This window comes from Dankookia rubra, from assembly GCF_004355005.1.
GTDB classification, from domain to species: domain Bacteria; phylum Pseudomonadota; class Alphaproteobacteria; order Acetobacterales; family Acetobacteraceae; genus Paracraurococcus; species Paracraurococcus ruber_A.
Map to the genome: position 1 here is coordinate 41,415 of NZ_SMSJ01000005.1, position 14,083 is coordinate 55,497.

General features: G+C 72.2%; 12 protein-coding genes. 7 read left to right on the forward strand and 5 right to left on the reverse strand.

What is annotated here, in order from left to right:
- Positions 1 to 62 precede the first annotated feature (62 nt).
- From E2C06_RS05975 to E2C06_RS05985, 3 genes are all read left to right on the forward strand, one after another.
- Positions 63 to 713, forward strand: coding sequence for an EI24 domain-containing protein (locus tag E2C06_RS05975; protein ID WP_133287682.1), 651 nt, complete (start codon positions 63 to 65; stop codon positions 711 to 713).
- A 147-nt stretch (positions 714 to 860) separates the two neighbouring features.
- Complete coding sequence (locus tag E2C06_RS05980; RefSeq protein ID WP_241671136.1) at positions 861 to 1,493, forward strand: bactofilin family protein; 633 nt, start codon at positions 861 to 863, stop codon at positions 1,491 to 1,493.
- An 84-nt stretch (positions 1,494 to 1,577) separates the two neighbouring features.
- Positions 1,578 to 2,135 (forward strand): hypothetical protein, encoded by a 558-nt coding sequence (locus E2C06_RS05985; protein ID WP_133287683.1) that lies wholly within the window; start codon positions 1,578 to 1,580, stop codon positions 2,133 to 2,135.
- A 276-nt stretch (positions 2,136 to 2,411) separates the two neighbouring features.
- Here the strand turns inward: E2C06_RS05985 and E2C06_RS37395 are convergent, their stop codons facing one another.
- Together E2C06_RS37395 and E2C06_RS05995 are read right to left on the reverse strand one after the other, a co-directional pair.
- A complete protein-coding gene (locus tag E2C06_RS37395) occupies positions 2,412 to 3,245 on the reverse strand; it encodes an ATP-binding protein (protein WP_165982243.1) in 834 nt (277 codons plus the stop codon).
- Positions 3,152 to 4,585 carry a PDC sensor domain-containing protein gene (locus tag E2C06_RS05995; RefSeq protein WP_133287684.1) on the reverse strand — a complete coding sequence of 478 codons (1,434 nt, stop codon included), beginning with the start codon at positions 4,583 to 4,585 and terminating at the stop codon, positions 3,152 to 3,154. Before E2C06_RS05995 ends, E2C06_RS37395 begins: the two co-directional genes overlap by 94 nt.
- A gap of 246 nt (positions 4,586 to 4,831) precedes the next feature.
- Between E2C06_RS05995 and E2C06_RS06000 the strand changes: the two genes are divergently transcribed.
- From E2C06_RS06000 to E2C06_RS06010, 3 genes are all read left to right on the forward strand, one after another.
- Positions 4,832 to 5,743 carry an AEC family transporter gene (locus E2C06_RS06000; RefSeq protein WP_133287685.1) on the forward strand — a complete coding sequence of 304 codons (912 nt, stop codon included), beginning with the start codon at positions 4,832 to 4,834 and terminating at the stop codon, positions 5,741 to 5,743.
- 52 nt (positions 5,744 to 5,795) lie between these two features.
- Positions 5,796 to 6,767: a Bug family tripartite tricarboxylate transporter substrate binding protein gene (locus E2C06_RS06005; RefSeq protein WP_133287686.1), complete on the forward strand. Its 972-nt coding sequence runs from the start codon at positions 5,796 to 5,798 to the stop codon at positions 6,765 to 6,767.
- A gap of 62 nt (positions 6,768 to 6,829) precedes the next feature.
- On the forward strand, positions 6,830 to 7,858 hold the full coding sequence (locus E2C06_RS06010) for an SAM-dependent methyltransferase (RefSeq protein ID WP_241671137.1): 1,029 nt from the start codon (positions 6,830 to 6,832) through the stop codon (positions 7,856 to 7,858).
- A 203-nt stretch (positions 7,859 to 8,061) separates the two neighbouring features.
- Here the strand turns inward: E2C06_RS06010 and E2C06_RS06015 are convergent, their stop codons facing one another.
- From E2C06_RS06015 to E2C06_RS06025, 3 genes are read right to left on the reverse strand one after another with little or no spacing between them, the layout of a single operon-like run.
- Complete coding sequence (locus tag E2C06_RS06015; protein ID WP_133287687.1) at positions 8,062 to 8,355, reverse strand: hypothetical protein; 294 nt, start codon at positions 8,353 to 8,355, stop codon at positions 8,062 to 8,064.
- Positions 8,356 to 8,369: 14 nt separating this feature from the next.
- The gene (locus E2C06_RS06020) at positions 8,370 to 8,897 is read right to left on the reverse strand and encodes a DUF488 domain-containing protein (RefSeq protein ID WP_133287688.1); all 528 of its coding nucleotides are present in this window, start codon (positions 8,895 to 8,897) and stop codon (positions 8,370 to 8,372) included.
- Positions 8,894 to 11,206: an NADP-dependent malic enzyme gene (locus tag E2C06_RS06025; RefSeq protein WP_241671138.1), complete on the reverse strand. Its 2,313-nt coding sequence runs from the start codon at positions 11,204 to 11,206 to the stop codon at positions 8,894 to 8,896. Before E2C06_RS06025 ends, E2C06_RS06020 begins: the two co-directional genes overlap by 4 nt.
- A 203-nt stretch (positions 11,207 to 11,409) precedes the next feature.
- Here E2C06_RS06025 and mutS point away from each other — a divergent pair, with 203 nt between their 5' ends.
- On the forward strand, positions 11,410 to 14,067 hold the full coding sequence (mutS, locus tag E2C06_RS06030; protein WP_133287689.1) for a DNA mismatch repair protein MutS: 2,658 nt from the start codon (positions 11,410 to 11,412) through the stop codon (positions 14,065 to 14,067).
- The last annotated feature ends 16 nt before the right edge of the window (positions 14,068 to 14,083 follow it).

Consider the following 14,083-nt stretch of genomic DNA (forward strand, 5'->3'; position numbering starts at 1 on the left):
GATAGCCCCCCCGCTGCGGGGGGGCAACCAACGCTGCCGCGCGCCCCAAGCTGGATGGACCGATGCTCGCCGCCTGTATGCTGACTCTGCGCCAGTTGCCGGACCCCGCCTTCCTCGGGCCGCTGTTCAAGGGCTTTCTCGGGGCCGTCGCGGTCTTCGCCGGGCTCTCGGCCTTGGCCGCCTGGGGCACCGGGGCGCTGGCCGGCGGCACCGGCTGGCTGGCGACGCTGGCGGCGACGCTGGGCGGCGTATTGACCCTGGGCCTGGCGTTCTGGCTCTTCGTCCCGGCCATGCTGGGGATCGCCGGGATCTTCCTTGACCCGGTTTCGGCGGCGGTGGAGCAACGCTACTATCCCGGCCTGCCGCCGGCCCGCGGCGCCGGGCTCGGAGCGCAGACCGCCTTCAACCTGACCTTCGGCCTGAAGGTCGCCGCGGTCTCGTTGCTCGCCCTGCCGCTGGCGCTGCTGGCGCCGCCCTTCGGCGCGGTCGCGCTCTGGCTGATCGGCGCCGTCGCGCTCGGCCACGGGCTGTTCGAGGGGGTGGCGCAGCGGCGCATGTCGGTCGGCGAATCGAGGCTGCTGCGGCGGCGGCGCGAAGGCCCGGTCCTGGCCCTCGGCGCGCTGCTCTCGGCGCTTTCTTTTGTTCCGATTGTTAACCTTCTGGTTCCGGTTTTCGGCGCCGCTGCCATGACCCACCTGCTGCATCGAGGCTGAAGCGAAATATCCTGCAAAATCCTCGCAGGAACGCGATGTCGCCGTTGTGCGCGCGCGAGCCCGCATGGTAGCCCGGTGGCATTGCGCGACACGCCGCGCGGGACCTCCCGACGCATTGTCCGCCGCACCGTTCTGAAGGGGGACAGCATGGCCATCTTCGGCCGCAAACGTGACGACGGGCCGGCCACGCCGGCCGCCGACCCGACACCGGCGGCAGTTCCCGCCGCCAAGGATTCCGACTTCGGCGTGCCGCCATTCCGCCCAGCATCCAAGGACGCGCCCAACATGTCTCTGGCTCCGAAGCCGACCGCCACCCCCGCCGCGCCGAATGTCGGCATTCGCCCCGCCCCAGTCGGCGTCCCGGCCCGGCCGACCGCCCGGATCGATCCCGCCGAGCGCCGCACCCTGGTGGTCGGCCGCGGCATCAGCCTGCAGGGCACCGTCGCCGATGCCGAGCGGCTGGTGGTCGAGGGCACCGTTGAAAGCCAGATGATCCAGGCAAGCGAGCTCTTCGTCGCCCAGACCGGCATCTTCAAGGGCGAGGTCCAGGTCGAGGACGCCGAGATCGCCGGCCTGTTCGACGGCACCATCACCGCCCGCAACAGCCTGGTGATCCGCGCCAGCGGCAAGGTGAACGGCATTGCTCGCTGCCGGAAGCTCTCCGTCGAGGAAGGCGGCCAGGTCTCCGGCCGCATGGAGATGCTGACCGAGGCGCAGGCCTCCACCTCGCCGCGCCCGGCGACGCCCGCCCCGGTGATGCCGGCCCCCGCCGACGCCTGAGCCTTAGCCCGCCGCCGGGTGACCGGCGGCGGGCACCCACCCCGGGCCCGCACCCGCGATGCCCGATCCGGAGACAGCGCGGCCATGGCGCCCCGCCTCCGATTGCTGCTGATGCTGCTGCCCGCTGGCTGTGCCGCGGCGGGCGACCGGGAAGCCGTCGCCATGCGGACGGCAATGGAAAGCGGCCAGGCCAGCCTTGTGGCGATGGGCCCGCCCGTTCCGATGGCCGCCGCGGTGGTGCGGGTCGGCACTGCCGCGCAACCCGTGTTCCAGCCGGGCTTCGAACGGCCCGAATTCCGCCATGCCCTGTCCGGGGGTCCAGCCAGCGGCCATCCTGCCAGTGCCTCCGAGTTGCTCGGCGCCGGGCCGGGAGCCTTGCGCCGCTGGCTCGGCGAACCCACCCTGCGCCGGCCGGAAGGCAATTCCGAGGTCTGGCTCTATGCCGGGACGGGCTGCGCGCTTGACCTCGTTCTCTATCCTGCCGCGCATGGGCTTTCGGTGGCGCATGCCGCGGCGCGGGCGCAGGGCGCCGAAAAGCGCACCGAGGCCGGCTGCCTGGGCGAGATCGCCGGCGCGCGACAGGCGCGGCCAATTCCCGCCACGACCGGCCCGGCCGCGCCGCCGGCCGACCCGGGCGTCTGATACCGAGGGGCACTAAGGTCATACCGTCGTGCCCCTCGGACGCCGGCGCCTTGCCCCCGCATGGCTTGGCTTCGCCGCACCGGCGGCGGGCGCTGTTCGGCGCCTCGGCCCTGCGGGCCCCAGGTCGGAACTTCTTGCGTCAGGTATGAGACCCCGTCGAGACACTATGGTTGCCGGAAGCGAATCGCCTTCCTGCCAGGACGCCGCTCCGCCGCGGTTCTTCGCCTTGGAAGGAGGTCAGCACCTCCGGCCGGTTGCGCCCTGCGGCGGTCCGATTCAGCCGGCCATCTCCCGCGCCGTCAGCGCCGCGGCCAGGGCTCGCGCCAGCCCCGCCTCCCCGATCGGCTTGATCAGGTAGGCATCCATGCCCGAGGCCAGCGCGCGGACCCGATCCGCCTCCTCGGCTCCCGCCGTCAGGGCGAGGATCGGCGTGCGCCGGTTCGGGCCGGTGCCGTTGCGGATCAGCCGCACCGCGCCCGGCCCGTCGAGGCTCGGCATGTTGAGGTCGAGCAGGATGACGTCGAACCTCTCCGCCTCGGCCGCGGCCACCGCCTCGTCCCCGCTGGCGCCGGTGACGACGCGGTGGCCGGCCCGGCAGAGATAGGCCTGCATCAGTCCCAGGTTGGCCCGGCTGTCGTCCGCCACCAGCACCGCGAGCGGCGCCGGGCCGGGTATCTCCGCCGGCGGATTGATGGGCGGCTCCGCCAGCGCCTCGGCCGGGCCGAAGGGCAGCCGGACCCGGAAGCGGCTGCCCTTCCCGAGGGTACTCTCGACCGTTATGCCGCCGCCCATCGCCAGGGCCAGCCGGCGGCAGATCGCCAAGCCGAGCCCGGTCCCGCCGTAATGCCGGGCGATGCCGGCATCCGCCTGCTCGAACAGGGTGAAGAGCCGCGGCAAGGCCTCGGGGGCGATACCGATCCCGCTGTCGCGGACTTCGATCGCCAGGACCGTCCCGCCATCCGGCCGCCGTTCCGCCACCCACGCCACCAGGGTCACTGCCCCAGCTTCGGTGAACTTCACCGCATTGGACAGCAGATTGCCGACGATCTGCCGCAGCCGGGTCGGGTCGCCTGCCGCCCAGTCAGGCAGGCCGGGCGCCAGGTCGACCACCAGCGCCAGACCCTTGGTCCGCGCCTCCCCGCGGCGAGGGCGGCGGCATCGGCCAGCACCTTGGCCGGGCGGAAGGGCAGCGCCTCCAGGCTGACCTTGCCAGCATCCAGCTTGGCGAGGTCGAGGATGTCGTTCAGCAGGGCGAAGAGCACCTGGCCGGACTCGAGCACCATCGCCGCCTGGCGTGCCTGCTCCGGCGGCAGCGGCGCCTCGGCCAGCAACCGGCCGAAGCCGAGCAGGCCGGTCAGCGGCGTGCGGATCTCGTGTACCAGCACCGCCATGATGTCGCGGCGCTGCTGCGACATCGCCTCGGCCAGGCTGGCGCGCTCCTGCTGCGAGGCCGACCAGGCGCCGAGTGCCAGAGCAAGGCCGAGCGCAAAGGCCGCCAGCAGGCCTGCCCCGGCGATCACGGCGACCCGGTGGCTGCGCAGGTCGGCCAACTCGGCATCCACGGCGATGACCGCGGCGACGACCACAGGCAGCCCAGGCGGCACGCGCCAGCCGGCCAGCACCGGGTGGTCGTCCCGGGCGCGGTGGTACCCGACGGTGCCTGCGGAGGCCGCGCGCGCCGCCAGGATCAGCGGATGGTCGGGCGCCGGGGTGCGGGCCAGATCGGCCTCCGCGTCGCGGCTGCGGGCCAGGATGGCACCGTCGGGCAGCCCGCGCAGGATGGCGACACGGCCCGGCTGCGGCATCTGCGTTGCGAAGTCGGCGCCGAGCGCGATGGGGTCCAGCAGCACCGAGCCGACCCCCTGGATTCCCCCATCGGCATCGCGCAGCGGCCTGGTCACCAGCACGCTCCAGCGCTGGCTGACCCGGGCCTGCACCGGGCGGCTGACCGCAAGGCCCGGCACCTCGCCGCGCGGTCGTGCCGCGATGGTATCGCGGTCGCTGACATAGGTGCCTTCCATCCCTGGCGTGGTGCCGAAACGGACGACGCCGTCGAGGCCGACGGCGTTGGCCGCGGTCACGCCGAAGCGGTTGGCGGTCACGCTGCGCCGCAGGTGCTCCTCGATCCCCCGCGCGGCAGCGCTCTCCCACTCGGCCAGCATGCGCTCCCGCGTCTCGAGCAGGTCGAGTTGCGCGGTCACCACCTCGAAGACCCGCAGCAGGTTCTGCTCCAGGGCCGCCGCGCCGGCCTGGGCCTCAATGGTCCGGCCCGCCTGGGCGGCGCGCAAAGTGGAATCGAGGTAGGCCCAGGTGCCGAGACCGATCCCGAGCGCGCAGGCGAGCCAGCCCAGCAAGGCCGCCCGCATCGGGCGCAGCCGCGGGGCAGCCGACGCCGGCTTGGCCGGAACGACCGGCAGACCTGCGGAAGTGGCGGCGGCATCGGTCGACATGGCTTGACCCGACGGGCCGACGGGCAGCGCGGCGACGCCCTATCACCCATCACCCGAAGTTGTACGATTTTCGGTATTATGTCGCATGAAGGTTGTGCCGGCCTGAGCGGATGCCACGGCGACTTAGCGCATACATCACCCCATGCCGGCCAGCAGGGTCGATGGGGCGGGTCGCCCGGGGGCTGGACGAAATCCTCGGGAGCCCCCCGTATCGCCCGATCGCCCTCTCCAGCGCGGCCCGGACCTTTGATCCTCTACCTCGACGTCTTCGTGCCGCCCTTCGGCCTGTTGCTGCTCGGCGCCCTGCTGCGCCGATACCTGCTGCCGGACGGCCAGGTCTGGGCGGGGATCGAGCGCCTGGTCTTCTGGGTACTGATGCCGGCGCTGCTCTGTTCGGCCATCGCCGCAGTCGACCTGGCAACCTTGCCGATCGGCGGCATGGCGACCGCGATCTGGCTGGCGCTGCTCGGCGGGGCTGGGCTCAGCTTGGCCCTGGCCTGGGCGGCGGGGGTCGACCACCCGGCGCGGACCTCGGTCTTCCAGGGCGGCATCCGCTTCAACAACCTGATGGGCTTCGCGGTGATGGCCGGGATGTTCGGCGCCGCCGGCACCTCGCTCGGCGCGGTCGCCACCGGGCTGATCGTGCCCTTCGTCCAGCTGATGACCACCCTGGTCTTCGCCCTCGGCGGTGGGCGCGGCTTCTCGCCGGCACGGGCGGCGCGGCAGTTGGCGTTGAACCCGCTGCTGCTGGCCTGCCTGGCCGGCTTCGCCGTGTCGCTCGCCGGCGGGTTGCCGCCGGGGATCGCGCCGCTGGCCCGCTCGCTCGGCCAGGCCTCGGTCGCGCTCGGCCTGCTCTGCGTCGGCGCCGCGCTCTCGCTCGGCGCGATGCGCAACCGGCTGCCGCTGCAACTGGCCACCTGCGTCATCAAGCTAGTCCTGGTGCCGGCCATGGTGCTGCTGCTCGGCCGCGCGCTGGGGCTGGAGCCGCTGGCGCTCTCGGCCGCGTTGGTCTTCATGGCTCTGCCGACCGCGACCACCAGCTATGTCATGGCCCGCGCCATGGGCGGCGACGCGCCGCTGATGGCGGCGCTGACCACGCTGGAGCACCTGGTGGCGATCCTCACCCTGCCGCTCTGGATCCTGCTGCTGGGGTCGTGACGAAGGCCCGATGTTTCCGGTAGATGCCTTGGGCGAGAGCGGAGCGGATGCCATGCTGGGACGGCGCGGGATTGTGGCGGGGATCGGGGCGGCGGCGCTGGCTGGCGCCAGCGGCGCCCAGGCCCAGAGCTGGCCGGACCGGCCGCTGCGCTGGATCGTCGGCTACCCGCCGGGCGGCGCCAGCGATACCTTCGCCCGGCTGATCGGCAGCCACATGGCCGGCGCGCTCGGCCAGAACGTGGTGGTGGAGAACCGCCCGGGCGGCGGCGCCGTGGTCGCCAGCGACGCCGTCGTCCGCAGCGCGCCGGACGGCTACACGCTGCTGCACGTCGACAACGGCATCCTGGTCTACAACCCGGCGCTCTATGCGAAGCTGCCCTTCGACCCGGACCGCGACCTGCAGGGCGTCGGCTTCATAGGCCGCTTCCCGCTCTTCATCGTGGTCCGCCCCGACCACCCGGCGAAGGATTTCGCCGATTTCGTCGCCCAGTCGAAGCTGAAGGCGCCTAATTACGGCTCGCCCGCCGTCGCCTCGCCGCATCACTTGGCGATGGAGATGGTCAAGCGCCGCACCGGGCTGGAAGCCATGCACGTGCCCTATCGCGGCGGCCCGGCGGCGATGCAGGACCTGCTGGCGGGCAACCTGGACGGCGTCGTCATCGACTGCGCCTCCGGCATCCCCTTCATCACCGGCGGCAAGGTGAAGACCCTGTGTGTCTTCTCCGAGGCCCGCAGCCCGCGCGCGCCGGAGGTGCCGACCCTGCGCGAGCTCGGCTTCGCCAATGCCGTCGCCTATGGCTGGCAGGGCATGAGCGTGCCGGGCGCGGTACCGGCGCCGCTGGTGGCGAAACTGGCCGAAGCGCTTCAGGCCGGCGTCGGCGCCCCCGACGTGCAGGACCGTTTCAAGACGCTGGGGATCGAGAGCGCATCCTTGAGCCCGGGGGAATTTCAGGCCTTCGTCGCCCGGGAGAATGCCGAATGGCGACCGCTGATCCGCGAATTGGGGATCCGGCTGGACGGCTGAAGCGGCTACCCCCGGTAGCGCCCGCATTGAGTTGTTGACCCGCATGCGGCACATCCTGCCGCATGCCCTTGCGCTTCCTCCGCTCGCTCGTCCGCCGCCGCGGCAAGATGACGCCGCCACACGAATGGTTGCAGCGGCAGACCCGCGAGATCGAGTTGCTGCGCTGGACGGTGAAGGTGCTGGGCGCCGATCTGGCCCAGCGCCACTACGCGGCCGGCCTTGCCGGCCCGCATGTCCCGCTGCCGGAGGAGCCGGCGCCCTTTGGCCTGACCAGCCGGGCCTGCCGGCAGACCGACATCGAGGGCTACTGGATCCGCCACTGGTGCCGCGCGCTCGGCACGACGCCCTTCTACCACCGCAAGCTTTGGGAGGACGGGTTCATCCTCCAGGTGCTGTGGGAACAGGGCGTCCTGCAGCCGGGTCGCCGCGCGCTCGGCTTCGCGGTGGGGCAGGAACCGCTGCCGGCCATCCTTGCCTCGCGCGGGGTCGCGGTGCTGGCGACCGATCTCGCGGCCGATGATGCCCGGGCGGAGGACTGGATCCGGACCGGCCAGCATGGCCGCAACACCGATCCGCTGTTCCGCGCGCATCTGTCGGACCGTGCCGAATTCGACCGGCTGGTCGAGTTCCGCACCGCTGACATGGCGGCCCTACCGGCGGCGCTGCAGGACGGCAGCCGCGACATCGTATGGTCGGCCTGCGCGATGGAGCACCTGGGCTCGCACGAGCGCGGCATGGCTTTCGTCGAGGCGGCAATGCGCTGCCTGAAGCCGGGCGGCATCGCGGTGCACACCACCGAGCTGAACCTGGACGAGGCGGGAGAGACCCTCTCCCAGGGCACGACGGTGCTTTACCAGCGGAAGCACCTGGACGCGCTGGCGGCCAGACTCGCGGCGCAAGGGCACCGGATGCTGCCGCTCGACCACGCGCATCCGCCGGGAATCATGGACCAGTTCGTCGATGTGCCGCCTTTCGAGGAAGGGCGGGTGCCGCTCGGTCCACTGACGCCGCCGCATCTGCGGCTCTCGATCGCCGGCCATCCCGCGACCTCGGTCGGGATCGTGGTGATTGCGGGGCAAGGGGCGCCGTAACCCGTCCATAATCCCATGGCGTCATAGGTAGGTCCCGAACAGGCCATCCGGAATTGCCGCCGATGCTGCAGCGCCTTCTCGCCCATCTCTCCTGGAATCGTCTCCGCCACTGGGTCCGCTACCGCCCGGAGCGGCGCTACATGCGTGGGCGATAGGTCCCGAGCGGAATATAACATTTTCGAGAGAAAGGGCTTAGGCCGGCCTTAAGGGGCCAGCGCGTCCCGCACCCATTGTTCGCCCGCCACTGGCAGGGCGTTCCAGGCCGCATCGGCGGAGACATGGGTGACCAGCAATTGCGTCCCCACCCGCGCCGGCGCCGGCAAGGTGCGGAGCAGGTGGTCGCGCAGATAAGCGGGCGAGACGCCGGTTTCGGCCAGAGTCGCACCTTTCGAGACCTGCCAGTGCTCCGGCGCGATCTGAAAAATCGATTCGAAGAAGCGTTTTTCGTCATCCGGCGCCAAGGCCGAGAGATCGTGCAGGATGAGGCTGAGCGGCATCGGGTCCCCCGCATTCAGGCCGGGAGAGCGCCGGCCGCATGCAGGTGGACAATGGCAATATCGCCTGGGCTTGCAACCGCCTCGGCCACCAGGCTGCGGTGGCACTGCGCAGGATCGGCCTCGAGGCAGAGCAGGCAGACCCGCCCCTCGCGCGCCTCGACGGCCAGCGCGGCGACCGCCGCCTGCGCCTCGGTGCCGGCCAGCCTGGCGCCGAAGATCCGCTTCATCTCGGCGGTCCGGCCCGCCTTCGCCGCGGCACGGCCTTCCGGTGGGGTGCCGAGCGCGCGGAGATGGCGGTAGCCGATGCCGGCCCGCCCCAGCGCCTCTGACAGCGCGCGCTTGGCGAAGCCGGGGCGGCGGCTGTTCGGCAGTTCCCGCACGTCGACCAGCGTGGTGACGCCGGCCTCGCGCAGGGTCTCGATCAGCCGGTCCGGCGTCGTCCCCTCGTACCCGATGGTGAAGAGGGGGTGCGTCGATCCGGGGGAAGCGGCCGCTTCACGCCCCGGGCCGCAGGACGGCCCAGGACGATCTGGGGCTGTCACCGCGCAATGGCCGCATGCGCCGCGAGGCAGGCCATGTCGAGCAGCTGCGTGACGCTGGCATCGACGGGCACGATCTGCACCGGCTTCGACAGGCCCATCAGCAGCGGCCCGATCGCCGTGCCGCTGGTCAGGCGGGGGACCGACTTGGTCAGGATATGCGCGGCATGCAAGCCGGGCATTACCAGGACGTTGGCCGCGCCGGTCAGCCGGCAGAAGGGATAGAGGTGCGCCCGCAGTGCCGGGTCCAGCGCCACGTCGGCCGACATCTCGCCGTCGTACTCGAAATCCACCTGCCGCTGGTCCAGCAGCTTCACCGCTTCGCGGATCGAGCCGGGGATCGAGCCCTTCGGGTCGCCGAAGGTCGAGAAGGACAGGAAGGCGACGCGCGGCTCGTGCCCCAGCCGGCGCGCCGCGGCGGCGGACTGGATGGCGATCTCCGCCAGCGTCGCGGCGTCGGGGCGTTCGTGGATCGCCGTGTCGGCGACGAAGACGGTGCCGGAGACGCGCGCCAGCAACAGGGTCAGGCCGAACATGATGCCGCCCGGCGCCGGGTCGATGACCGAGGTGATCCCCTCGAGCGCCACCGAGTAGCTGCGGGTCACGCCGGTGACGATGGCATCCGCATCGCCCAGCGCCACCATGCAGGCGGCGAAGACGTTGCGGTCCTGGTTGACCAGCCGCTGGCAGTCGCGGAACAGGAAGCCATGCCGCTGCTGCTTGCCATAGAGGTATTCGGCATAGCGGCGGTTGCTGTCGGAATTGCGGGCATTGCGGATGACGATGCCCTCCGGCAGCGGCACGCCGATGGCCCGCATCGTCGCCTGGATGCGGTCCTCCCGGCCCACCAGCACCGCGGTGCCGTAGCCCGCGTTGTGGAAGGCGATGGCAGCGCGGATCACCTTCTCCTCCTCGCCCTCGGCGAAGACGACGGTGCGCGGGTTGGCCCGCACCCGCTCGGTGATCAGCTCGAGCGCATTCGCCGTCGCATCCAGCCGCCCGGTCAGGCTGCGCGCGTAGCGCGGCAGGTCGGTGATCGGCCGGCGGGCCACGCCGCTGTCGACGGCCGCCTTTGCCACCGCGACCGGCACGCGGCTGATCAGCCGCGGGTCGAAGGCGTTCGGGATGATGTATTCCGGCCCGTAGCGCAGCGACTTGCCGGCGCCGGCGGTGTTCACCTCCTCCGGCACGTCCTCCCGCGCCAGCAGCGCCAGGGCGCGCGCGGCGGCGATCTTCATGGCGTCGTTGATCGTGCTGGCCCGGACGTCGAGCGCGCCGCGGAAGATGAAGGGGAAGCCGAGGACATTGTTGACCTGGTTCGGATAGTCCGACCGGCCGGTGGCGATGATGCAGTCGGGGCGGACCGCCTTGGCTTCCTCCGGCGTGATCTCGGGGTCCGGGTTCGCCATGGCGAAGATGATCGGCTTGTCGGCCATGGCGCGGACCATCTCCTGCGTCACCGCACCCTTCGCGGACAGGCCGAAGAAGACGTCGGCGCCCGCCAGTGCCTCGGTCAGGGTGCGGGCGCGGGTTTCGACCGCATGGGCCGACTTCCACTGGTTCATGCCCTCGGTGCGGCCCCGCCAGAGCACGCCCTTGGTGTCGCACATGATGATGTTCTCGGGCCGCATCCCCATGGCCCGCAGCAGCTCGGCGCAGGCGACCGCCGCGGCGCCGGCGCCGTTGATGACCAGCTTCGTCTCGGCCAGGTCACGCCCGGTCAGGTGCGCCGCGTTGATCAGCCCGGCCGCGGCGACGATGGCGGTGCCGTGCTGGTCATCGTGGAAGACCGGAATGTCCATCAGCTCGCGCAGCCGCTGCTCGATGATGAAGCATTCCGGCGCCTTGATGTCCTCGAGGTTGATTCCGCCGAAGCTGGGCCCGAGGTAGCGCACCGCGTTGACGAAGGCGTCGGCATCCTCGGTGTCGATGCAGAGATCCATGCCGTCAACATCGGCGAAGCGCTTGAAGAGGGCGACCTTGCCCTCCATCACCGGCTTCGACGCCAGCGCGCCGAGATTGCCCAGGCCCAGCACCGCGGTGCCGTTCGAGATGACCGCGACGAAATTGCCCTTGGCCGTGTAGTCATAGGCCAGTTTCGGATCGCGGGCGATGTGCAGGCAGGGCTCGGCGACACCGGGCGAATAGGCCAGGCTCAGGTCCCGCGCGGTGATCAGCGGCTTGGTCAGCCGGATTTCCAGCTTGCCCGGGCGGCCTTCCGCATGCAGCGCCAGCGCCTCCTCCGGCGTGACGCGGGCGGTGCGGCCATCGGCGAGGGAGCCGGCAAGCCCTGCCATCGGTTGGTCATCCATCTGAACTGGTCCCTTCGCGCGCCTGTCGAGGGGGCCTGTTTGCCGGCCTCCCCTCCCTGCCGCCATTTACGCAGTCGCGGGGCCTGCCGTGAAGGCAGTGGCTTCGCGGCTGCGAAGGCAAGTCGCGGAAAAACAATGGTTGGCCGATTGTCCGCGATGCGGACGGGGCTGCCGCCGGCGCTGCGAAAGGGCTACAGACCGGCATGGACCAGGCCACCGATCCCGCCGCCCGCGTGCCGACCGCCGAAGGCGCCTCCCCCGCCATGGCGCAGTGGTTTGCGCTGAAGTCGGCGCATCCGGACGCAATCCTCTTCTTCCGCATGGGCGACTTCTTCGAGATGTTCTTCGCCGACGCCGAAGCGGCGGCGGAGGCGCTCGACATCGCGCTGACCTATCGGGGCGAGCACCAGGGCATGAGGGTGCCGATGTGCGGCGTCCCGGCCCACAGCCACGAAAGCTACCTGGCCCGGCTGATCCGCCGCGGCTTCCGCGTCGCCATCGCCGAGCAGATGGAGACGCCGGAGGAAGCCAAGCGCCGCAAGGCCGCGGCGGTGCGGCGGGAGGTGGTGCGGCTGGTCACGCCGGGCACGGTGACGGAGGAGACGCTGCTCGAGGCCTCGCGGCCGGCCTGGCTGCTGGCCCTTGCCCCGGATGAGGGGCGGCTCGGCGCGGCCTGGCTCGACCTGTCCACCGGCGCCTTCGAGACCGAGGCGCTGGCGCTCGATGACCTGCCCGCCCTGCTGGCCCGGCTGGAGCCAGCCGAGGTGCTGGCCCCCGCCAGCCTGGCGCTGCCCGGCGCGGTCGAGACCGGCGTGCCGCGCGACGGCGCGCGCCGCCTGGCTGAGGCCTATGGCGTCGCCACCCTGGAAGGTTTCGGCAGTTTCTCCGCCGGCGAGGCTGCGGCGGCCGCCATGGCACTCGACTATGTCCGCGCGACGCAGAAGGGCGCGGCCGGCCGCGCCTTGCCGCACCTCACACGCCCGGTCCCGCGCGGCGGCCGCGGCGTGCTGCAGATGGATGCGGCGACAAGACGCAGCCTCGAGATACTGCGGAGCGAACGCGGCAATACCCGCGATTGCCTGCTCGCCGCCGTCGACCGCACGGTGACCGCCGCCGGCGCCCGGCTGCTGGCCGACCGGCTCGGCTGCCCGCTGGCCGAGCCGGCGCCGATCGCCGCCCGGCACGACGCCGTCGCCGCGCTGCTGGCCGACCCGGCGCTGCGGGTGCGGATCCGCGCCGCGCTGAAGGGCGCGCCGGACATGGCCCGCGCGCTCGGCCGCCTCGCGCTCGACCGCTTCGCCCCGCGCGACCTCGCCGCGATCCGGGACGGGCTGGGCCGGGCGGCGAGCATCGCCGCGGCGCTGGAGCGGCCGGAGGGGCTGGCCGCCATCCCGCCGCTGCTCGCCGAGAGCGCCCGGGCGCTGCGCCCGGCCGAGGACCCGGCGCCCGAGCTCGGCCGCGCCCTGGCGGAAACCCTGCCCGCCCGGCTCGACGATCCGGGGATCGTGGCGCCGGGCTACGACGGCCAGCTCGACGGGCTGCGGCGGCTCAGGGACGATGCCCGCGGCGCCATCGCCGCGCTGCAGCTCGACCTCGCCCAGGCCTGGGGCGTCGCCAGCCTGAAGGTCCGCCACCACCAGCAATTCGGCTACCTGGCCGAACTGCCGCCGGCACCCGCCGAGACCCTGCTGCGCAACCCGCCGGTCAAGGCGACCGGCGACTTTGCGCCAATCCACCGCCAGACCATGGCGAACGGCGTCCGCTTCACCTGCGCCGCGCTCGCCGCGCTCGACCGCCGGCTGTCGGAAGCGGCCCAGGAGGCGGCGCGGCGGGAGAAGACCATCGCCCGGCACCTGCGCGGCCTCTGCCTTTCAGCCGCGCCGGGCATCACCGCCGCGGCCGAGGCGCTGGCCGAGATCGACCTCCATGCCGCCGCTGCCGAACTGACCGCTGGCGGCGGCTGGTGCCGGCCGGAGCTGACTGAGCGGGCGGATTTCTGCATCACGGCCGGCCGCCACCCGGTGGTCGCCGCGGCCCTTGCGCGCAACAAGGGCCCGGCCTTCGTGCCGAACGACTGCGACCTCTCGCCGGGGCGGCGCATCTGCCTGCTGACCGGGCCGAACATGGCCGGCAAATCCACCTTCCTGCGGCAGAACGCGCTGCTGGTGGTCCTCGCCCAGGCCGGACTCTTCGTGCCGGCCGAGAGCGCCCGGCTGGGCCTGGTCGATCGCCTGTTTTCCCGCGTCGGCGCCTCGGACGACCTGGCCGGCGGGCGCTCGACCTTCATGGTCGAGATGGCGGAGACCGCGGCCATCCTGAACCTCGCCGGCCCCAGATCGCTGGTGGTGCTGGACGAGGTCGGCCGCGGCACCGCCACCTGGGACGGGCTGGCGATCGCCTGGGCGGCGCTCGAGGCGCTGCACGACCGCACCCGCTGCCGGACCATCTTCGCCACCCATTTCCACGAGCTGACCGCCCTGGCCGGCAAGTTGCCGGAGGTGACCCCGGCGACGATGCGGGTGCGCGAGTGGAAGGGGGAGGTCGTCTTCCTGCATGCCGTCGGCCCCGGCACGGCGGAGCGCAGCTGGGGTCTGCATGTGGCGAAGCTGGCCGGGGTGCCGCGCGCGGTGCTGGCCCGGGCGGCGCAGGTCCTCGCCTCGCTGGAGGAGCGCGCCCGCGGGCTCGACCCGCTCTCGGACGAGTTGCCGCTCTTTGCCCGGCCGGCGACGCACGCCTCCGATGCCCACCCTGCCCTCGATGCCCTGGCGGCGCTCGACCCCGACGCACTGTCACCCCGTGAGGCGCAGGAGGCTTTGTATCGGCTGAAAAGCCTATTGGTTGGTGCTGTCCCCGGCGGCTGACTAGGGTTATTCTGGC